Genomic DNA, 20,966 nt, shown 5'->3' on the forward strand with positions numbered 1-20,966 from the left:
GACGGTCTTCGATAGCCTAATGAATCAGGCCAATCTGCCTCGCGTCCATGGTCGCGATCCACTTCCTGGCATCCTGATCAAGGAACGTCTCCAAGGTCTCCGGCGTATTTTCCGACGGAGGCATCACATACCCGGCGTCAGTCAGCTTGATACGGATATCCAGATGGGACAAGACCGCGTTGATGGTCCGGTTCAATCTGTCGATCGCGTGCGGTGGCGTGCCCCTCGGCGCCATGATGGCGAGCCAGCCCTGTGCATCGGCGTCCATGAATTTGTATTCCGCCACGCTGGGAATCGAGGGCATGGCCCCCACTCGGTTCCGTGAAAACACCGCCAGGATGCGGACCTTGCCAGCTTCCACGTATGGCAGGACAGACGGCGCGGAAACGATGGCAAACTCGATTCGTCCGGCAATCACATCCATCAAGGCTGGCGTTTCCGCGCCGTAAGGACGGCTCGTCCACGGCATACGCGCTCGCTCTCGCAAGGTCTCGCACAGAAGTTGTGTGGTTGATCCCACCCCTCCCGACCCGCAGACCAATTTATCGGGATACTCGTTTGCCAGGGCGATCGCATCCATCAAGCATGCTCCGATCACGTGACATCCCATGACCAGGACATAAGGAACATTGGCGACCAATCCCACCGGAACCAGGTCCCTGAAGAAGCCGCGCTTGATGGGCTGAACCAGCCTTCTATGCAACGTCACGGGTCTTGCGGCAAGGAACAGGGTATATCCATCCGGCTTGACGCTCGTCACCGATGCTGCGGCAGTGTCTCCAACAGCCCCGGGGCGATTGGCGACTATGACCCGCTGGCCAAGGGCTTCTCCCATCAACCCGCTCAAATGGCGCGCGATGATGTCAGCGCCATCACCAGGCGGCTGGCCGATCAAGAGCGTTATCGGGTGATTCGGATAGGCGCCGACCCAGATATTGGTGCGAATCGCAGCCGTGGGTATCGTGCGCGCCGCGACCGCATACAAACCAAGTTCACTCCTGCCCTGATCCATCCTTCGGTCTCCTGTATATCGCACGTAGAAACGAGCACTGCCGCCAGCGCGCGACAGCTATCGCCTGAGTGATGCCACAGCCCCACGAGTTCCGATGGAACGGACCGCGCCGTCAGCCAACTAAACCCGACATGTGGTGCCCACATGAGTACCGCAATGACTATGGAGGCGTGAATGCAATTCAGTAAACGCAAAGTCTGGGTCGCCTTGATGGCGACCAGCGTGATGCCCTTAGGAGCTCACTCATCGAACACGGAAGGCGTCTATCCAAACAAACGGGTGACCATCGTGATCGGAGCTTCTCCAGGGGCAGGCGTCGATATCCTTTCCAGGCGAATCGCCATGGAACTGCAGCAGGAACTTGGTGTAGAGATCTCCATTCAGAACCGTCCGGGCGCATCGGCCAATATCGCCGCGGAACAAGTTGCACGGAGCGAGCCGGATGGGTACACGCTATTCATCGCCTCCCGATCAAACGTGACGTATGGGGCGATGCAGGAGCACCCTCGCTATGACTTGAAACGAGATCTGGTCCCTGTTGTCGTGGTTGCGACGACGCCGACCGTCATCATCTCGGGAAGAGAAACGATGATCATGACCACAAGCGAATTGCTCTCCCGAGCGAAGACGCATCCTATGTCGATCAAATGCGCGTCAGGTGGAATAGGCTCCACGGGGCATCTGGTCTGTGAAGAATTTCAGCAGGAGGCGAAGGTCGAGTTACTCCACGTGCCCTATACCTACGCCGATCAAGCTTTCAGTCACCTCATAGGCGGACATATCGATACGATCTTCGCTACGCTGCCCGCTGCGCTCCCCTACATCCGCGCCGGGGCCGTGCATGCGATCGCGATCTCCGGCGACGAGCGCGCGCCATCAGTGCCAGGAATTCCAACGTTTCGTGAAGAAGGCTTCGCCCAATTGCATGGCGACACCTGGTTCGGATTGGTCGCTCCAAGCGGCACACCACTCCACATCATCGAAACGCTGAACCTCTCTTTGAATCGTATCCTTGCGAGGCCGAAATTTCGCGAACAGTTGCTCGAACTTGGCTACGGCCTTCCTCAACTGAACAATAGCGCCACATCGTTCGAGCAGTTGATATCCGACGAGATATCGCATTGGACTGACCTGATCGCAGAGCGCGGAATCGCCTCCTCCGTACACTGAAATACCGCGGCATGGCCAGCAGGCCAGCGGCCGAGGTTCGAAGTCGGTCCTCCGCCGCGGCCCAGGAGAAGACCAGACGTGCGAGTCGGGCGGATTGCCACCGCAGTAAAACTTATTGATCTCTTGCAAGCCGCCGTGCGGCCAGCATCTTCACCCACTTGTCGGTATCCAGTTCGAAAAACGTCTTGAGTTCTCCTGGCGTGTTTTCCGTTGTCGGGATTGCGTAGCCCAGCTGCATGAGCTTCTTGCCCACCGACACGCCGGATAGCGCCTTGTTTACCGCGCCATTCAATCTGGCGATCAGAGGCAATGAGGTTCCCCTTCGAGTCACAAGCGCAATCCACCCTTGCGCCTCCGCTCCTTCCAGGCCGAATTCGGCGATGGTGGGAACAGCTGGAAGATACGGCAGCCTGTCATCCGAAAATACCACCAGCGCTCGCAGTCCGTGCGCGCCCAGGTGAGGTAACGCTGAAGGCGCGCCGATGATGGCGAAGTCCGCTCTTCCCGCCATCACCTCCGCCACCGCGGCAGGATCGCCGTCGTACGGAACATCCAGCCAACTCAAATTCGCGCGCTCGCGCAGGGTTTCAAATACAAGACTCGGCGTTGTGCCGATACCGCCCGATGCACAGGTGAAGCCGTACTGTATCGAGTGGTCCTGATCGAGCAGCTCTCGTAATGTCACGGCCCGCATATGCTTGCCGGTGACCAGAACGTAGGGCACGTACGTGATCATCGCTACCGGAGAGAAATCCTTGGCGAAGTCGTACTCGATTTTCTTGGACAACGATGAATGAAGCGCCGCGGAGCGTGAAGCGATATATACCGTGAAACCATCAGGATCAGCCTTTGCGACCGAGATGGCGCCGGCATTCCTCCCTGCTCCCGATCGATTATCAACGATGACCTTCTGCCCCAAATCATCCGCCATGCGCCTGGACAGTCGTCGAGCAATGAAATCAACACTACTACAGGGTGGTTCGCCTACGACCAGGATGATGGGGCGACTTTGAGGCATATTAAAAACCCTATCGAAGATATTTGGGCCACTGCGCGATCGTTATCATTGGAGGACAACCGCGGTATGCCAAAGCTCCCCATGCGTAGCCGCGGCCCTTCTAGGCTTGATAGTGCGGATAGCGCCCCCGCCTAGTGCAGGTTCTTTATCTGCCACGCTCTCAGGATATCTGTCCATTTCTCTGTATCCGCCTCAATGAACGCCTCAAGCGCCTCTGGCGTACCCTTGATTGTTGAAACCGCATACCCGAGGCCGACAATCTTCTTTTGGAACTGAGCATTGGAAAGGGCATTGTTAATGGATCGGTTCAGGCGAGTAATGGCATGCCTGGGGGTTCCCGTCGGCGCGACGATCGCGCACCAACTCTGATCTTGAACATTCCGAACCCCAAACTCTTCAATGTCAGGGACAGACCGGATGGCTGGCACTCTTTCGTGTCCGAATGCCGCCATCGTCCGCACATTGCCCGCCCTGATAAACGGTAGTGCCGCGGGCACCGAAACAACAGCGAAGTCGACATGCCCTCCGGCCACATCCATCAAAGCGGCCGCCTGGCCGGCATACGGGACATGCCACCAAGGCAAACGAGCTTTTTCCCGCAACTCTTCGCATAGAAGATGCGAGGTCGTCCCTATGCCGCCTGAAGCGCAAGTCATCTTCCCCGGCGCTTTGGCCACCAGGGCGAACCCTTCTTCCAGATTCTTTGCGTTCACTTGTTTTCCCATAACCAGCACATAGGGAACGGTGACAAGAATTGCAACGGGCACGAAGTCGTGCGAAAAATCAAAATTTATGTCTTTGTACAGAGTCTTATGCAGCGCGATCGGCCGTGCTGCGACAAAGAAGGTATATCCGTCTGCCTTGGACCTGGCTACCGACGCGGCAGCAATATTTCCTCCTGCACCGGGCCGGTTCTCAACCACGACTTTCTGCCCTAGATCGTTCGACATGTACATCGCCAAATGACGGGCAATGACATCGCCTCCATCACCTGGAGGAAAACCGACGACCAGCGTTATGGGATGCACCGGGTACACCTCTATCGGGACATCCGTAGACATCGCCGCGAACGGTAAAGCGCTACCCGCGACGATCAACAACCCTACACTTCGCTTTACTAATTTCATCCTGGATCTCACTAGGTCGAGTGCATGAGAAAATTTCGCTGCCAACCGAGACAGCCCCTGGTCGACGATTTACTGACGCACGGAAAATCGCCGCCGGTTCAGAACCCCACCATAAGCGCCGGCCGCATCCTGCACGCTTCCGGGCCTGCTTATCGCCCGCTTCAGCAAGATATCTGTCCACCGCTCGGTGTCTTCATCGATGAACACTTCAATAGGCTCAAGCGCATCGTTCACTGCCAGACGCAGGCGACCAGGTCTGACTCCAGCACCGGGACGCTTGTCGACGATGACTCTCTGGCCCAGATAATCGGACATGTACCGCGTCAAATGGCGGGTAATGACATCGACACCATCCCCGACAGGAAAGCCCACGACCAACCGTATCGGGCGCCTCGGAAACACATCGAACACGACTTCGGAACAAAACGCGGCCCTGGGAAATGCGATCCCCGCCAGGACTAGTAGACCCAGCCTACTTCTGCAAAGGTGCATCCTCGATCTCCTCTGATCTCGATCGTCGAAAACAAGAATCATGCAGCGCGCGACAGCTACTGCTGAGTACGGAGACCGTGCTTGCCGGTTCCGCCGGTGAGGCAAAAACTGCTCTCATAACAGTTTCTGGATGCACCTCACGGGAACACCGAGATGCATCTCCGCAGGGTGGTCCGCCACGCTGAATCAGGCGTAGACCGGCCGTTGCTGCTCGAACAAATCCCCAAAAAAAAAGCCAACGCGCAAAGCGTCGGCATCCATCCTTCAAGCTCCGGGTTACCTGCTACGCAAGCCCCCTGATCGGCGCTTTCTCAAGCACCTTGGTCCAGGTCCCTGTAGTTTCAATCATGAACGCCTCCGGCGCGTCCGGCGTATTCCCCGCGGCCTGCCGACACGTCCGCCAATACCGCGGTAGCACTGGAACAGGAAACATGCGTCCAAGGCAGCCCGGCCTTTTCCTTCAATGCCTCGCAGATGAAATGATGGCTCGACCCTAGACCGCAGGATCCACAGGTGTACTTATCCGGCTCTGCCTTCGCCACAACGGCGCCGATATTTCCGGCAGCGCCGGGACGCGAGCAAAAACGCCGGCACCTGCCGTGCCGGTCGTCCTGTTTCCCGGCCGCGCCGCGCTGCAGGACATCAGTCCGGCGTCCGCCGCTGCTGCAAGATCTCAGTCCATTTCTCCGTGTCTTCGATCAGGAAGGTTTCCAGCACTTCGGGGGTGTTGTGCGCCGCCGGCAGGACGTAGCCAAGCTGGACAAGCTTCTTACGCACAACGGCGTTGGTAAGCGCCGCGTTGATGGATTGGTTCAAACGTGAGATTGCGTGCGCGGGAGTGCCGGTCGGTGCCATGATCGCGCACCACCCCTGCGCCTGCGCGTCGCCGTAGCCAAGTTCCTTCATATGGGGAACGGACGCAACTGCGGAAACCCTGGTATCCGCAAACACTGCCATGGCCCGAACAGAGTCGGACGCGATGTACGGCAATGCCGCCACAACTGAAGTAACGGCAAAGTCCGCCCGACCACCAATCACATCTACCAGCGCGGGAATTTCTCCGTTGTACGGGACGTGTGCCAATGTCACCGCTGCCTTCTTCTGCAAATCCTCGCACAAGAAATGATTCGTCGAACTCGGCCCTGGCGACGCACAGGTGTACGCGCCCGGCCGGCCGCGCGCCAGCATCAGCGCATCCTGCAGCGTCGTCGCGGCGACATGTTTCCCCATGACCAGGACATAAGGAACCCGGACCACCATCCCGACCGGAACCAGGTCCTCGGCGAAGTCGTAATCGACATTGCTGTACATCGCCTTGTGGAGCGCTACGGGCCTTACGGCGAGGTAAACCGTATAGCCATCCGCATCGGACCTGGCCACCGCGGCCGCGGCAATATTCCCCAGCGCGCCAGGGCGATTGTCGATGATGACCTTCTGGCCCAAGTCCTCCGTCATATACATGGCGATGTGACGCGCAACAACGTCAGCACCACCTCCCGGTGGAAATCCCACCACCAACTTTATAGGGCGATTTGGATACACTTCAACGACCATATCGGATGACATCGCAGGCATCGGGAGCGTAGTCCCCGCCACGATCAACAAACCAAGTCCATTCCTGCAAAGGCCCATCTTCGATCTCCTTTACCACGATCATCGAAAACAAGAATCCTGCAGCGTGCGACGGCTATTGCTAAGTGGAACGCAGTGCACGCGGGTTCCCTGCTACTGAAGCCCTCGTATCTGCGTCTGCTCCAGCACCCTGGTCCAAATCTCTGTGTCTGCAACCAGGAATGTCTCCAGCATGTCGGGCGTGTTCACGGGACTCGGCTGGATATAGCCGAGATCCGCGAACTTCTTGCGGACGCTATCGTTGGAGAGCGCTGTATTGAGCGATTTATTGAGTCGCGCTATCGCATGTGACGGCGTACCGGTTGGCGCTACGAGGGCGCACCAACCGTGCGCGCTCATGTCTGAGAATCCAAATTCCTTGATATCGGGAACATCGGGAATCGCGGGGACCCGGCCATCCGAGAACACCGCCAAAGCGCGAATCCTTCCCGACGTGATGAGAGGCAAGGCCGCGGTGACCGTAGCCAACGCAAAATCCGTGCGACCACCCAACATATCAATAAGTGAGGCGACACTACCGGAGTATGGGATGTGAGCCCAAGGCAAGCTCGCCTGATCCTTCAATGCCTCGCATATTAGATGACTGGTCGATCCCAGCCCTCCAGACGCACAGGTGTACTTCCCAGGAGTTGCTCTGGCCTTCCCAATCGCCTCCGGCAACGTTGTTACGCCCACGTGATTGCCGGCAACCAGAACGAAGGGAATCCTGGCGATCATTCCAACTGGAACGAAGTCCTTCGCAAAGTCGTATTTGATTTGCCGGAACATTACCTTGTGAAGTGCCACCGGTCTCATTGCCATGTACACGGTATATCCATCGGGCGCCACCTTTGCCACTGAAGCGGCACCCACGTTTCCGGTGGCGCCCGGCCTATTGGCGATGATGATTTCCTGCCCTAACTCCCGTGCCATCAAAGTAGTCAGCAGACGGGCTACGACATCCGCGGCGTCGCCGGGCGCCGCACCGACCACCCACGTTATAGGACGCTTCGGATACACCTCGATCTCCGCATCCGATACCGCCCCAAGCGCGGGAAATCCGCACCCCGCCACGATCAACAAACCAAGTCCATTTCTGCAAAGGCCCATCTTCGATCTCCTCTGTATAGATCGTCGAAAACAAGAATCCTGCAGCGCGCGACAGCTATTGCTGAGTAGGGCCATCACGCAGGCTGGTTCCGCCACTCACTCAAAAAACTGATCGCATAACAGTTGGTTCGCCGTCGCAGCGGTGGAAAACGCCTCCCCTATCAAAGCCCCTCCATCCCCCGTTGCTCCACAACCCGAGTCCATCGTTCGGCATCCTCGGCGAGGAAAATCCCCGCTTCCTCCGGCGAATTGCGCTCCGCTGCCGGCAGCACATACCCAAGCTTGACCAGCTTCTCCCGCAGCCTCTCCTTGGAATGCATCGCATTGATGGCACGGTTCAAGCGCGCCACCGCATAGGCAGGCGTGCCTGCCGGCGCGGCGATGGCGTACCAGCCTTGCGCCCTCACATCGCCATATCCATATTCCTCGATGGCCGGCACCGACGGAATCGCCGCCACCCTGTCAACCGCAAACACCGCCAGAGGACGCACCAGGTCCCACTTGATGAAGCGCAACGCTGCCGCGACAGTGACGATGGCAAAGTCCGCTTCGCCGCCGATAACCTCCGTGACCGCAGGCGTGGCACCGTCGTACGCGATGTGTTCCCAGGACAAGCCGGCCTTTTCTCCCAGGGTTTCACACAAGACATGAGCCGTCGATCCAGGTCCGGCCGAAGCGCAGGTGAATACGCCAGGCTTCTCCCGCGCCAACGCGACCGCGTCGTGCAATGTCTCTGCCGCGACATGCTTGCCCATGACCAGGACATAAGGCAGATGCGCAATCATGCCGACAGGCTCCAGGTTGCGTGAGTAGCCAATCGGGATGGAATCCAGCATCGCCCTGTTCGGCGCCGAAGGCCGCACGGCAAGATTGACCGTATACCCGTCAGGATCGGCAATCGCCACGGCCGCGGCAGCGACGTTACCCGCGCTGCCCGGCCGATTACTCACGATCACGGGCTGCCCCAGCTCTTGCGACAAGACATCGGCAAGATGGCGAACGACCATGTCGGGGCCATCGCCAGCGGAGAACCCGGTAACGAGCGTGATCGGACGCGTGGGGTACACCTCATCACCTGCACCAGAAGGCAGGTCGAAGACTGAACCCGTAGCCAAGCCTGAAGCGAGCAACAGGGTAGGAATCAATCCCCCTACCCCGATGAAAAATCCTGTTTTACCGAAAAATGCCATCCCTGATCTCCTTGGGGCCGACACGGCAGCAAGGCCGTGTCCAACACGCAAATAAAACGCGCGCCATGCGCGCGATCACTATTCGCTATGTAATGGCATGAATCGCTAAGGTTCCGACAACTCCCTAAATAAAAACCGCCGGCGCATGACGCGCCGGCGGTCCGGGCACTACCTATACGAGCAATCTACGCGAGCATCGCCAAATCAGCGGGCAGTCTTCTCCGCCATGACCTGGTCGGCGATCTGCTTGGGCACTTCAGCGTAATGCTTGAACTCCATGGTGTAGGTCGCGCGCCCCTGCGTCAGGGACCGCAGCGACGTGGAATAGCCGAACATCTCGGACAGCGGAACCTCGGCACGCACCAGCTTGCCGCCACCACCGGCGATGTCGTCCATCCCCTGCACCATCCCCCGCCGCGACGAAAGATCGCCCATCACATTACCCATGAAGTCCTCGGGCGTTTCCACCTCGACATGCATCATCGGTTCCAGCAGCACCGGCTTGGCGCGACGCATGGCTTCCTTGAACGCCATCGAGCCGGCCATGCGGAACGCGTTTTCGTTCGAGTCGACATCGTGGTACGAACCGAAGGTCAGCGTCACCTTGACGTCCACCACCGGATACCCCGCCAATATCCCCGCCTTCAAGGTATCGACAATACCTTTCTCGACGGCAGGAATGAATTCACGGGGAATCACACCGCCCTTGATGGCGTCGACGAACTCAAAGCCCTTGCCCGGCGCTTGCGGCTCCAGGGTAATCACCGCATGGCCATACTGGCCACGCCCGCCGGACTGCTTGACGAACTTGCCTTCGACATCGGACGCGGTGCCCCGCACCGTCTCGCGATACGCCACCTGCGGCTTGCCCACTGTGGCTTCCACGCCGAACTCGCGCTTCATGCGATCGACCAGGATCTCCAGGTGCAACTCACCCATGCCCGAGATGATGGTCTGGCCGGATTCTTCGTCCGTGTGCACGCGGAAGGACGGATCCTCCTGCGCCAGGCGATTCAGGGCAATGCCCATCTTCTCCTGATCGGCCTGGGTCTTGGGTTCCACCGCCTGCGAAATCACCGGCTCCGGGAACACCATTTTTTCCAGGATGATCACGCTGGTCGGGTCCGACAAGGTATCGCCCGTCGTCACGTCCTTCAGCCCCACCGCGGCCGCGATATCGCCCGCGTAGACTTCCTTGATTTCCTTACGCTCGTTGGCATGCATCTGCAGAATCCGGCCCAGGCGCTCTTTCTTGCCCTTGCCAGGAATCAGCACCGTGTCGCCGGACTTGATCACGCCCGAATACGCGCGGAAGAACACCAACTGGCCGACGAAGGGGTCGGTCATGATCTTGAAAGCCAGCGCCGAGAACTTCTCGTCATCGGCCGGATGTCGTTCGATTTCCTTGTCATTGACGTCATGCCCCGCGATAGCAGGCACGTCCACCGGCGACGGCAGATAATCGATCACGGCATCCAGCATCGCCTGCACGCCCTTGTTCTTGAACGCGCTGCCGCACAGCATCGGCACGATTTCGTTCTTGATGGTGCGCGCGCGCAGGCCCTGCTTGATCTCGTCCTCGGTCAGCGTCGCGCCGCCCAGGTACTTCTCCAGCAGTTCCTCGCTGCCCTCGGCGGCCGCTTCCACCATCTTGTCGTGCCATTCCTGCGCGGTGGCCTTCAGGTTCTCCGGAATCTCTTCATACTGGAACTTGACGCCTTGCGTGGCATCGTCCCAGACGATGGCACGCATCTTCACCAGGTCGACCACACCTTCGAAATGGTCTTCCGCGCCCACGGGAATCTGGATCGGCACCGCGACGCCTTTCAGGCGCTCGCCGATCTGGCGTTGCACGCGGAAAAAGTCCGCACCGACGCGATCCATCTTGTTGACGAACGCGATACGCGGCACTTTGTATTTGTTGGCCTGGCGCCAGACGGTTTCCGACTGCGGCTGCACACCGCCGACCGAGTCGTAAACCATGCACGCGCCATCCAGCACCCGCATGGAGCGCTCGACTTCAATGGTGAAGTCGACGTGCCCCGGGGTGTCGATGATATTGATGCGGTGCTCGGGATAATTGCCGGCCATGCCCTTCCAGAAGGCGGTGGTGGCGGCCGACGTAATGGTGATACCGCGTTCCTGCTCCTGCTCCATCCAGTCCATGGTCGCGGCGCCGTCGTGAACCTCACCTATCTTGTGATTCACCCCGGTGTAGAACAGAATGCGCTCGGTCGTCGTGGTCTTGCCAGCGTCGATATGCGCGCTGATGCCGATGTTGCGGTAGTTCTCGATACGGGTCTTGCGGGTCACGGTGGTTTCTCCAACGGATGGACTTGCCCGGCCATGGCCAGTGGGCCGGCCGGGGCTGGCGCTATCTTCACCCTGCATGGGGCGAAACGCAAGAGCGCCTGGGGCGCCCCCGCGGCCGACCGGTAGGGTCAGCCTGCGCAGGTCAAAAAAATGAGGGCGAAACGGGGAATTTCAAGCATATGACCCCATTAACCAAGGTGTTATTAGGGGGGGCGGCTAAAATGGCGCAAATCCATCTCTGCCGCCTGCCTTCGCGGCCTCCGCTGTTTCCATGTCAAAGAATCACGATATCCGCCCCGGCCAGTCCGTCGAACTGCTCAAGGAACTCCACATCCTGACGCGCGACGGCAAATTGAACCAGGACAGCCGGCGCAAGCTGAAGCAGGTCTACCATCTGTTCCAGTTCATCGAGCCCCTGCTCCAGACGCTCAAGCAGGAAGAACGCGACATCACCCTGGTCGACCATGGCGCCGGCAAGTCATATCTGGGGTTCATCCTTTACGACCTGTTCTTCAAGACGCTGCACGACGCCTCGCACATCTATGGCATCGAGACCCGTGAAGAACTGGTGCAGCGTTCCCAGGAACTGGCGACCCGCCTGGGCTTCGGCAAGGGCATGTCCTTCGTCAACCTGTCAGTGGCCGAATCCATCGTCTCCGACAAGCTGCCTGCCCAAGTCGACGTGGTCACCGCCTTGCATGCCTGCGACACCGCCACGGACGACGCCCTGCGCTTTGCCCTGAAGAAGCATGCCCGCTATATCGTAGTGGTGCCCTGCTGCCAGGCCGAAGTGGCCAGCGTCCTGCGCAAGCACAAAGGCGAAACCAAAAAGGACCCGCTCTCGGAAATCTGGCGCCATCCCCTGCACACGCGGGAATTCGGCAGCCAGGTGACCAATGTGTTGCGCTGCCTGCAACTGGAAGCGCACGGCTACCAGGTCAGCGTCACCGAACTGGTGGGCTGGGAGCATTCGATGAAGAACGAACTGATCATCGCCCAGTACAAGAACCAGCCGCAGCGGCGCGCGGCCGAGCGGCTCAACGAAATGCTGGACCGGATCGGTTTGAAGGAATTGCGTGACCGATTCTTCGCGCCGGAAGCGCTGGACGCCGCGGCCTGAGATGGGACCAACCTGCCATGGCCGGAATAAGCCATGGCATGGCCTGGAAAGCGCCCCTCAATTCCCTTCCCGCATCAACTTGCGCCAGCCTTCCAGACCCAGCCGCCGCATCGTTTCCTGGTTCTTTTCGTAGATGTCGTCCGGGTCAGGATAGGTTTCCAGCACTTCCTCGATGCTGTCTTCGCGCAGCAGATGCAGGATGGGAAACGGCGCCCGGTTGGTGTAGTTCTCGATATCGTCGGGCTGCGTGTCCGCGAACTGGTAGTCCGGATGGAAGCTGGCGACCTGCAGCACGCCGCGCAGGCGCAAGCGCTTCAGCAAGCGGTCGGCCGTATCCAGGAAATCGTTGAATTCGTAGAAATCCACCATACCGTCCGGCAGGATCACCATCGTCGTATCGATGTCCTGCGCGTCGGTGTCCGCCAGCAATTGCAGCTCGGATTCCAGCTCGGCGGCAATGTCGGCCGCTTCCGTGGCCGCGCTGACCACGTAGCGGATCTGCCGCTTCACGTGCACCCGCTTGGCAAACGGACACAGATTCAAGCCGATGACCGCGCGCGTCAGCCAATGCTGCGTCACCCGCGCCACTTCCGCGATATCGGGATGATTCCCCGCCAGGTGGCGGGCGTCGAGCACGACGGTCTCGACCACCCCGTCTTCGTTGCCAGGTTCCATCACGCCACCGGCAGCGCTGCCATGGTCTGCGCCACGGCCGCGGTCAGCTTCTTGCCGTAGGGCACGTGCAGGAATTCATTGGGGCCGTGTGCATTCGACTTCGGTCCCAGCACGCCGCACACCATGAACTGCGCCTTGGGGAAGCCCTGCTGCAAGGTATTCATCAGGGGAATGGTGCCGCCCTGCCCGATGTACCCACAGGGCGCGTCGTAGTACTGCCGCGAAGCAGCGTCCAGCGCCTGCGTCAGCCAGGCCTGCGATGCCGGTGCATTCCAGCCCGTGGAGGCGCCCGCGTTCGGATTGAAGGTGACCTTGGCGTTATAAGGCGCGTCGGCTTCCAGCAGGCTCTTCAACTCCTGCGCGGCGGCCACGGCATCGACCAGCGGCGGCAGGCGCAGCGACAGCTTGAAAGCGGTACGCGGACGCAGGACATTGCCGGCGTTGGACAAAGGCGGCAGGCCATCGGCCCCCGTCACCGACAGAGTCGGCCGCCAGGTGCGATTGAGCAGGGCCTGTTCGGGCTCCGTCGTCATGGGCAGGACGAAACCGCCATCGGCGCCGCAGCTCCAGGGGAAACGGCGCCATACCTCGTCACCGAGGATCTTCGCCGTCGCATGAACCTGCTCGATGCGCTCGCCGGGGATTTCGCAATGGAAGCTCTGCGGCAGCAGGCGGCCCGTACCGCTGTCTTCCAGGCGATCCAGCAAGTGGCGCAAGATGCGGAAGCTGGACGGCACGACGCCGCTGGAATCACCCGAGTGCACGCCTTCGTCCAGCACCTGGACTTCCAGCGTGCCGGACACCATGCCGCGCAAGGACGTCGTCATCCAGAGCTGGTCATAGTTGCCGGCGCCCGAGTCCAGGCAGACCACCAGGGCGACGTTGCCCAGGCGCTCGCGCAACGCGTCGACATAAGGCAGCAGGTCGTAGCTGCCCGATTCCTCACAGGTCTCGACGATGCCCACGCAGCGCGGGCGCGGTATGCCCTGCTTGTCCAGCGCCATGATGGCCGTCAGCGACGCATAGATGGCATAGCCGTCATCGGCGCCGCCACGGCCATACAGCTTGCCGTTCTCGTACTTGGGCGTCCACGGCCCCAGGTCGTTGCGCCAGCCGGAGAACTCCGGCTGCTTGTCCAGGTGGCCGTACAGCAGCACGGTGTCGCCGTTGTCGGCGCGGGTGGCCGGGGCCTCGAAGAAGATCACCGGCGTGCGGCCCGGCAGGCGCACCACTTCCAGCTTCAGGCCGGCCACTTTCTGCGCCTCCACCCATTGCGCGGCGTCACGCACCACGCGCTCGATGTAGGCGTTCTTTTCCCAGTCGGCGTCGAACGCCGGGCTCTTGGCGGGAATGGCGATGTAGTCGGTCAGCGCCGGGATGATCTCCTTATCCCACTTTTCGTCGACGTAGGCCTGCAGGGCCTGCGGATCGAGGGGACCGGACAGCGCGGAATCAGGCACACGAGCATTCATGATGACGATCCTTCATTTAATCCGTATTTATTTGAGCCAAATCACTTGAGCCATACCCGCGCATTGCGGAAGGCGCGCATCCACGGGCTGAACGCCCCGCCGGAATCCCTGTCGCCCCAGCTTTCCGGCGCCCACGACATCATGACGTTGCGCGACACGCGCTCCGGGTGGGGCATGATGGCCATGAAACGGCCATCGGCCGTGGTCACCGCGGCCAGGCCGGTCGGGCTGCCGTTGGGGTTGTAGGGATAGGTTTCAGTGCGATTGCCGTAGTTGTCGACGTAGTAAGCCGCGCCTGCCACCTTGCCCGCATCGCCTTGCTGCGAGAAATTGGCGTAGCCTTCGCCGTGCGAGACGGCCACGGGAATATGGCTGCCCGCCATGCCCGCGAAGAAGATGGAGGGCGACTCGGCGATTTCCAGCATCGACAGGCGCGCTTCGAACTTCTGCGACTGGTTGCGCGTGAAGCGCGGCCAGGCTTGGGCGCCGGGGATGATGGGGGCCAGCGCGCCGAACATCTGCGCGCCGTTGCACACGCCCAGGCCGAAGGTGTCCTGGCGGCCGAAGAAGGCGGCGAACTGGTCGGACAGGCGATTGTTGAAGCGGATGGTGCGGGCCCAGCCTTCGCCGGCGCCCAGCACGTCGCCATAACTGAAACCGCCCACGGCGACCATGCCGTTGACGGTGGCCAGGTCAACGCGGCCGGCCAGCAGGTCGGTCATGTGCACGTCCACGGCCTCGAAACCGGCGGTATCGAAGGCCCAGGCCATTTCCACATGGCTGTTGCAGCCCTGCTCGCGCAGGATGGCCACGCGCGGACGCTTGCCGGTGGCGATGTAAGGCGCCGCCACGTCTTCCTGCGGATTGAAATTCACGCGCGGGGTCAGGCCGGGATTGGCGGTGTCGAGCCAGGTGTCGAATTCCGCCTGCGCGCAGTCCGGATTGTCGCGCAGCGCCATGATGCGCTGGCTGGTCTCGCTCCAGGCGCGCGCCAGGTCCACGCGCGGCTGGCCCCAGATCTTGCGGCCGTCGCGATAGAACTCGATTTCATCGCCGCCATTGAGGCCACCGATGACATGCGAGAACTTGGACAGGCCCGCGCCGCGCAGCACTTGCATGACGGCATCGCGTTGCGCCGCCGGCACCTGGATCACGGCACCCGCCTCTTCCGAGAACAGGGCTTTCAAGGTCAGCTCGTCGCGCTGCACCTTGACCTGCTCCGGACGAATCTTGTAGTCGCCCCAATCGGCCGAATTCTCGTCGATGGTCAGCATGTCCAGGTTGACGGACACCCCGGTGCGGCCGGCAAAGGCCATTTCGCACAGGGTGGCGAACAAGCCGCCGTCCGAACGGTCGTGATAGGACAGCAGCGTGCCGGCCTCGGCCAGCGTACGCATCGTGATGAAGAACGCGCGCAGGTCTTGCGGCACGTCGATATCGGGCACGCTGTCGCCCACCTGGTTGTAGACCTGCGCCAGGATGGACCCGCCCATGCGATGCAGGCCGCGACCCAGGTCGACCAGGATCAGCACGCTATCGCCGGCGTCGGCGCGCAGCTGCGGCGTCAACGTGTTGCGGGCATCCTTGACCGGCGCGAAGGCCGTCACCACCAGCGACACGGGCGCCACCACCTGGCGCGACTCACCGTTCTCGCTCCAGGCGGTTTTCATGGACAGGGAATCCTTGCCCACGGGAATCGACAGTCCGACGGTCTGGCACAGCTCGCTCACTGCCGACACCGTGTCATATAACGCGGCGTCCTGGCCGGGCACGCCGCAAGCGGCCATCCAGTTGGCCGACAGCTTGATATGTTCGACCAGCGCCACGTCGGCGGCGGCCAGGTTGGTCAGCGCTTCAGCGACAGCCATGCGGCCCGATGCCGGCGCATTGAGCACCGCCAGCGGCGTGCGTTCACCCATGGCCATGGCTTCGCCGCGGAAGCCTTCATAGTCAGCCAGCGTGACGGCGACGTCGGCAACCGGGACCTGCCACGGACCGACCATCTGGTCGCGCGCGGTCAGGCCGCCCACGGTGCGGTCGCCGATGGTGATCAGGAAGGTCTTGTTGGCCACGGTCGGATGGCGCAACACGCGATAGGCGGCCTCGGTCAGGTCAATGCCCGCCAGGTCCAGCGGCTCGGCAATCGCCGGCAGACGCTGGACATCCCGCGCCATGCGCGGCGGCTTGCCCAGGATGACGTCGATGGGCACGTCCACCGGACGCACGGGGCCCGCGGCCACGCCCGCCGGATCCAGCCCCGGCAGGCCTTCGCCCTGTACCACGCGCAGTTCGCGTTCTTCCGTGGCCACGCCGATCACGGCGTAAGGGCAGCGTTCGCGCCGGGCGATCTCGTCGAAGCGATCCAGGTCTTGCGGCAGGATGGCCAGTACATAGCGCTCCTGCGACTCGTTGCTCCAGATTTCCGCCGGCGACATGCCCGACTCTTCCAGCTGCACCCGCGCCAGGTCGAAGGTGGCGCCACGGCCAGCGTCGTTGACCAGTTCCGGGAAGGCATTGGACAAGCCGCCCGCACCGACGTCATGGATGGCGATGATGGGATTGGCGGCGCCCTGCTGCCAGCAGCGGTCGATGACTTCCTGCGCGCGCCGCTCGATTTCCGGGTTGCCGCGCTGGACCGAATCGAAGTCCAGGTCGGCGCTGTTGCTGCCCACGCTCATGCTGGATGCGGCGCCGCCGCCCATGCCGATGCGCAAGCCGGGGCCACCCAGCTGAATCAGCAAGGCGCCGGGCGGGATGATGTCTTTATGCGTCAGGCCGGCATCGATGCTGCCCAGGCCGCCCGCGATCATGATGGGCTTGTGGTAACCCCAACGCGTGCCGCCCGCCGTCTGTTCATAGCTGCGGAAATAGCCCAGCAGGTTGGGACGGCCGAATTCGTTGTTGAAGGCGGCGCCGCCGATGGGGCCGTCGATCATGATGGACAGGGGCGAAGCGATGCGGTCCGGCAGGCCGTGATGGTCGGCTTCCCAAGGCTGCAGGGCGTCGTCGAAACGCAAATGGGATACGGTGAAACCCGTCAGGCCGGCCTTGGGCTTGGAGCCGCGGCCCGTGGCGCCTTCGTCGCGGATTTCGCCGCCGGCGCCCGTGGACGCGCCGGGGAAAGGCGCGATGGCGGTCGGGTGATTGTGGGTCTCCACCTTCATCAAGGTGTGGACGGTGGTCTCACGGCGCTTGTACACCAGCGCCTCGTCGCCCTGCCCGGCCAGGCCAGCGTGGAAGCGCTGGGCCACGCCGCCTTCCATGATGGCGGCGTTGTCCGAATAGGCCACCACGGTGCCTTCGGGCTGCGCTGCATGGGTGGCGCGGATCATGCCGAACAGCGTGTTCGGCTGCGCCTGGCCATCGATGGTCCATTGCGCGTTGAAAATCTTGTGGCGGCAGTGTTCGCTGTTGGCCTGGGCGAACATCATCAGTTCGACGTCGGTGGGATCGCGTTCCAGCTTGCCGAAGGCTTCGGCCAGGTACTCGATCTCGTCTTCCGACAGCGCCAGGCCCAGGGTGGTGTTGGCCTCGACCAGAGCAGCGACGCCTTGCGCCAGTACGGGCACGGTACGCATGGGACGGCCGTCCAGCGGCGCGAACAGGGCCTGGCCGTCGAAACCGGCATCGACCACGGTTTCGGTCATGCGGTCATGCACCAGCGCGGCGGCACGGCTCAGCATGTCGGCGTCGAAGGACTTGCTGCCCAGCAGACCGCGTTCGGGCACCAGCAGGTAGCGCACGCCACGCTCGATGCGGCGTACCGAGGCCAGGCCGCAATTGTGGGCGATATCCGTGGCCTTGCTGGCCCAGGGCGAAATCGTGCCCAGGCGCGGGATCACGCGCAGGGCCAAGGCCTTGGGATTGTCGGCGATCTCGTAGGGATCGCCGTATTCCAGCAGCTCCGCCAGGCGTTTCTGCTCATCCGCCGACAAGGGGACATCGCAGTTGACGAAGTGTTCGTAGCGGGCGGAGACATCGGCGACCGGCAGGCCGGCCTGCTTCAGCTGCGCAAGCAGCCGCTCGCGGCGAAAAGACGACAGGACGGATGAACCGGGCAGATACTGGACGATGGACACGATGAGCGGCGCCGTAGGGAAAAAGGAGCAAAGCGGGATTTTAACCGCTCCTGGCGCCGGCTCCGGCCCATGTGGATTATTCCGTCATCCCTTCCCTTCATTCCCGGCGCCCAGGCGCCTCAGGGATACCGCACTTCCAGGATTTCCAGCGTTTCCACCCCGCCCGGGGTGCGCAGGGTGACGGCATCGCCCTCGCGCGCCTTGATCAGGGCGCGGGCCACCGGGGAGATCCAGCTGATCTTGCCCGCCAGCGGCTCGGCCTCGTCCACGCCGACGATGGCTACCTCGTGCTCGTCACCAGCTTTGTCCAGGTACAGCACCGTGGCGCCGAAAAAGACCTGGTCGCGATTGGGTTGGGTGGCCGGATCGACCACCTCGGCGATATCCAGGCGACGGGTCAGGAAGCGCATGCGGCGGTCGATTTCGCGCAGGCGCTTCTTGCCGTACAGGTAATCGCCGTTTTCCGAGCGGTCGCCATTGGACGCCGCCCAGGACACCACCTGCACCACGGAGGGGCGCTCGACCGTCATCAGGTGGGCCAGTTCGTCGCGCAGACGGGCATAGCCCGTGGGCGTGATGTAGTTGCGCGTACCCGGCGGCAAGGCCTGCGCTTGCGGGATATCCTCGTCGTCGTCCTGTTCGGACTCTTTCACGAAAGCCTTGTTCATCGCGGCACCACCCTCATTGCCAGTCGTGCCAGACCGTGCGCAAGTCCGGCGGCAGCGGCGGTAACTGCCCCAGATCCAGCCGGCTTTCCTGCGGGCTGTGGAAATCCGACCCGCAGGATGCCAGGAAGCCACGCTGGCGCGCCACTTCAGCGTAACGGCGCGCTTCCTCGGCGGTGTGGCTGCCCGTATTCACCTCGATGCCCTCGCCGCCCAGGGCCAGGAACTCATCGAACAAGGCATCGAACTGCAGCGGGCTGTATTTGTATCGGCCCGGATGCGCGATGACCGCACGTCCGCCCGCGCCACGGATCCAGCCCACCGCCTCGGCCAGGGTCGCCCACTGGATGGCAACCTGCCCGGCGCAGTCATCGCCCAGGTATTTATTGAAGACGGTCTGCACATCCGGGCAGTAACCCGCCTCGACCAGATAGCGGGCGAAATGGGTGCGGCTGATCAGTTCGGGATTGCGGGCAAACGGCAAGGCGCCTTCAAAAGCACCCGGCATGCCCATGTCCGCCAGGCGTTCGCCGATCTTGCGGGCGCGGTCGGCGCGGCCAGCCCGGGTGGCGCGCAAGCCTTCCACCAGATCGGTGTTGGTGGCGTCGAAGCCCAGGCCGACGATGTGCACGGTCTGGGCCGCCCAGGTAACGGAGATTTCCACCCCGGTGATGAAGCGTAAACCCAGCTCCGCCGCGGAAGCGCCGGCCTCGGCCAGGCCCCCCACCTCGTCGTGGTCGGTCAATGCCCACATGTCCACGCCATTGGCATAGGCGCGCGCGGCCACGTCGCGCGGCGACAGGACGCCGTCGGAGACGCGGGAATGGCAGTGCAGATCGACGTTGGAGTAGCGGGTCTTGGTCATAGGGGCATTGTAGGCGGCTTTGGCCTCGGCGCCGTCACTTCTGGCGCCGCTATCCGGGGATGCCTCAGCCTTCCAGCAGGAAATGGGCCACCGGGGTGATCTGGCTGTCGTCCATCAGCGTGGGCGCATGGCCGACGCCAGGGACTTCGAGGGCGTGTGCGCGAGGATTGCGCCGGCACATATCCGCCAGGGTCGCCGGCGTCAGCAGATCGGATTGCTCGCCCCGCAGGACCAGCAGCGGGCAATCGAGCGCTTCGAAAGCTTGCCACAGGAACTGCTCGCCGGCTTCCACCGCCGCCTCGTCCCGCACCGCGAAGGGGACAGCGATCTTCACGTCGTAGTGCTTGCCCCAGCCGCCATTGCGCTCGACGAAGACATGCTCCGCCAGTTCGCGCCACTGCGCATCGGTATGCGGACCGAATGAGCCGGACACCTCGCGCACGTACGCCACCGCGGCGTCGAAATCCGCCAGTTCGATCGGCGATCCGACGTACTCGCCGATGCGTGCAATGGCCTGCGGCGCCAGGTGCGGGCCAACGTCGTTGATCACCATCTTGCCGATGTACCAGCCGTTGCGCGGCAAGACCGGGCCACCCTGGGGACGCCCCACGCCGGCCGAGCGCATGCGCTCGGACAGGATGGCCGATCCGCCCAGCGCCATGCCGATGATGCCCCCCATGGAAGTGCCGACCCAATGCAGGGTGGCCGGTTGCAGCCGCGCCAGCAAGGTGATCATGTCCGCCACATATTGAGGCACGGTGTAGAACGCCGGATTGACCAGCCAGTCCGAGGCGCCGCGGCCGACCACGTCCGGGCAGATCACGCGATACTCGCCCGCCATGCGCCGTGCCAGCGTATCGAAATCCCGGCCGGTGCGGGTCAGGCCATGGACGCAGAGCAGGATCTTGTCGTTGTCCGGATCGCCCCACTCCCAATAGGCCATGCGATGCGTGCCGGTCGGGCTGGCGCAGGTGACAAAATCGAGACGGGGAGACGACATCTGGCACTCCTTGCAAAGGGACATGGGCGCATGCACTACGCACCGCG

The 20,966-nt window shown here is 62.1% G+C and carries 16 protein-coding genes; 2 read left to right on the forward strand and 14 right to left on the reverse strand.

Going from position 1 to position 20,966, the window contains the following annotated elements:
• Positions 1–16: 16 nt before the first annotated feature.
• Positions 17–1,012, reverse strand: a complete 996-nt coding sequence (locus tag CEY05_RS05790; RefSeq protein WP_088596470.1) for a tripartite tricarboxylate transporter substrate binding protein — start codon at positions 1,010–1,012, stop codon at positions 17–19.
• Between the two features lie 174 nt (positions 1,013–1,186).
• Between CEY05_RS05790 and CEY05_RS05795 the strand changes: the two genes are divergently transcribed.
• Entirely contained in the window at positions 1,187–2,182 is a 996-nt protein-coding gene (locus CEY05_RS05795; RefSeq protein WP_088596471.1) for a tripartite tricarboxylate transporter substrate binding protein, read from the forward strand.
• Between the two features lie 112 nt (positions 2,183–2,294).
• On the opposite strand, the gene CEY05_RS05800 is transcribed toward CEY05_RS05795, so the two are convergent.
• From CEY05_RS05800 to fusA, 7 genes are all read right to left on the reverse strand, one after another.
• Positions 2,295–3,200: a tripartite tricarboxylate transporter substrate-binding protein gene (locus tag CEY05_RS05800; RefSeq protein WP_088596472.1), complete on the reverse strand. Its 906-nt coding sequence runs from the start codon at positions 3,198–3,200 to the stop codon at positions 2,295–2,297.
• Between the two features lie 131 nt (positions 3,201–3,331).
• Positions 3,332–4,327, reverse strand: coding sequence for a tripartite tricarboxylate transporter substrate binding protein (locus CEY05_RS05805; protein ID WP_088596473.1), 996 nt, complete (start codon positions 4,325–4,327; stop codon positions 3,332–3,334).
• A 69-nt stretch (positions 4,328–4,396) separates the two neighbouring features.
• Complete coding sequence (locus CEY05_RS30800; protein WP_143220284.1) at positions 4,397–4,642, reverse strand: hypothetical protein; 246 nt, start codon at positions 4,640–4,642, stop codon at positions 4,397–4,399.
• A gap of 819 nt (positions 4,643–5,461) precedes the next feature.
• Positions 5,462–6,385, reverse strand: coding sequence for a tripartite tricarboxylate transporter substrate binding protein (locus CEY05_RS05815; protein ID WP_158219261.1), 924 nt, complete (start codon positions 6,383–6,385; stop codon positions 5,462–5,464).
• A gap of 159 nt (positions 6,386–6,544) precedes the next feature.
• Positions 6,545–7,540, reverse strand: coding sequence for a tripartite tricarboxylate transporter substrate binding protein (locus CEY05_RS05820; protein ID WP_158219262.1), 996 nt, complete (start codon positions 7,538–7,540; stop codon positions 6,545–6,547).
• A gap of 161 nt (positions 7,541–7,701) precedes the next feature.
• Positions 7,702–8,730 (reverse strand): tripartite tricarboxylate transporter substrate binding protein, encoded by a 1,029-nt coding sequence (locus tag CEY05_RS05825; protein ID WP_088596477.1) that lies wholly within the window; start codon positions 8,728–8,730, stop codon positions 7,702–7,704.
• 204 nt (positions 8,731–8,934) lie between these two features.
• Positions 8,935–11,043, reverse strand: a complete 2,109-nt coding sequence (gene fusA / locus CEY05_RS05830) for an elongation factor G (protein WP_088596478.1) — start codon at positions 11,041–11,043, stop codon at positions 8,935–8,937.
• A 271-nt stretch (positions 11,044–11,314) separates the two neighbouring features.
• On the opposite strand from fusA, the gene CEY05_RS05835 reads away from it, so the two are divergent.
• Entirely contained in the window at positions 11,315–12,163 is an 849-nt protein-coding gene (locus CEY05_RS05835) for an SAM-dependent methyltransferase (RefSeq protein ID WP_088596479.1), read from the forward strand.
• A 57-nt stretch (positions 12,164–12,220) separates the two neighbouring features.
• On the opposite strand, the gene CEY05_RS05840 is transcribed toward CEY05_RS05835, so the two are convergent.
• The 6 genes from CEY05_RS05840 to CEY05_RS05865 form a co-directional block, all read right to left on the reverse strand.
• Positions 12,221–12,838, reverse strand: a complete 618-nt coding sequence (locus CEY05_RS05840) for a DUF1415 domain-containing protein (RefSeq protein WP_088596480.1) — start codon at positions 12,836–12,838, stop codon at positions 12,221–12,223.
• Positions 12,838–14,310 (reverse strand): M20 family metallopeptidase, encoded by a 1,473-nt coding sequence (locus CEY05_RS05845; RefSeq protein WP_088596481.1) that lies wholly within the window; start codon positions 14,308–14,310, stop codon positions 12,838–12,840. Before CEY05_RS05845 ends, CEY05_RS05840 begins: the two co-directional genes overlap by 1 nt.
• 41 nt (positions 14,311–14,351) lie before the next feature.
• Positions 14,352–18,389, reverse strand: a complete 4,038-nt coding sequence (gene purL / locus CEY05_RS05850) for a phosphoribosylformylglycinamidine synthase (protein ID WP_088596482.1) — start codon at positions 18,387–18,389, stop codon at positions 14,352–14,354.
• A gap of 119 nt (positions 18,390–18,508) precedes the next feature.
• A complete protein-coding gene (greB, locus tag CEY05_RS05855) occupies positions 18,509–19,057 on the reverse strand; it encodes a transcription elongation factor GreB (protein WP_088596483.1) in 549 nt (182 codons plus the stop codon).
• 13 nt (positions 19,058–19,070) lie between these two features.
• Positions 19,071–19,919, reverse strand: a complete 849-nt coding sequence (locus CEY05_RS05860) for a 3',5'-nucleoside bisphosphate phosphatase (RefSeq protein WP_088596484.1) — start codon at positions 19,917–19,919, stop codon at positions 19,071–19,073.
• A 64-nt stretch (positions 19,920–19,983) separates the two neighbouring features.
• The gene (locus tag CEY05_RS05865; protein WP_088596485.1) at positions 19,984–20,919 is read right to left on the reverse strand and encodes an alpha/beta fold hydrolase; all 936 of its coding nucleotides are present in this window, start codon (positions 20,917–20,919) and stop codon (positions 19,984–19,986) included.
• Positions 20,920–20,966 lie beyond the last annotated feature (47 nt).

Source organism: Achromobacter sp. HZ34, from assembly GCF_002209485.1.
GTDB lineage: Bacteria > Pseudomonadota > Gammaproteobacteria > Burkholderiales > Burkholderiaceae_B > Bordetella_C.

Coding starts and splice junctions, on each gene's coding strand:
- CEY05_RS05790 (WP_088596470.1), bottom strand. CDS start 1,012: ATGGATCAGGGCAGGAGTGAACTTGGTTTGTATGCGGTCGCGGCGCGC.
- CEY05_RS05795 (WP_088596471.1), top strand. CDS start 1,187: ATGCAATTCAGTAAACGCAAAGTCTGGGTCGCCTTGATGGCGACCAGC.
- CEY05_RS05800 (WP_088596472.1), bottom strand. CDS start 3,200: ATGCCTCAAAGTCGCCCCATCATCCTGGTCGTAGGCGAACCACCCTGT.
- CEY05_RS05805 (WP_088596473.1), bottom strand. CDS start 4,327: ATGAAATTAGTAAAGCGAAGTGTAGGGTTGTTGATCGTCGCGGGTAGC.
- CEY05_RS30800 (WP_143220284.1), bottom strand. CDS start 4,642: ATGTCCGATTATCTGGGCCAGAGAGTCATCGTCGACAAGCGTCCCGGT.
- CEY05_RS05815 (WP_158219261.1), bottom strand. CDS start 6,385: ATGTCATCCGATATGGTCGTTGAAGTGTATCCAAATCGCCCTATAAAG.
- CEY05_RS05820 (WP_158219262.1), bottom strand. CDS start 7,540: ATGGGCCTTTGCAGAAATGGACTTGGTTTGTTGATCGTGGCGGGGTGC.
- CEY05_RS05825 (WP_088596477.1), bottom strand. CDS start 8,730: ATGGCATTTTTCGGTAAAACAGGATTTTTCATCGGGGTAGGGGGATTG.
- CEY05_RS05835 (WP_088596479.1), top strand. CDS start 11,315: ATGTCAAAGAATCACGATATCCGCCCCGGCCAGTCCGTCGAACTGCTC.
- CEY05_RS05840 (WP_088596480.1), bottom strand. CDS start 12,838: ATGGAACCTGGCAACGAAGACGGGGTGGTCGAGACCGTCGTGCTCGAC.
- CEY05_RS05845 (WP_088596481.1), bottom strand. CDS start 14,310: ATGAATGCTCGTGTGCCTGATTCCGCGCTGTCCGGTCCCCTCGATCCG.
- greB (WP_088596483.1), bottom strand. CDS start 19,057: ATGAACAAGGCTTTCGTGAAAGAGTCCGAACAGGACGACGACGAGGAT.
- CEY05_RS05860 (WP_088596484.1), bottom strand. CDS start 19,919: ATGACCAAGACCCGCTACTCCAACGTCGATCTGCACTGCCATTCCCGC.
- CEY05_RS05865 (WP_088596485.1), bottom strand. CDS start 20,919: ATGTCGTCTCCCCGTCTCGATTTTGTCACCTGCGCCAGCCCGACCGGC.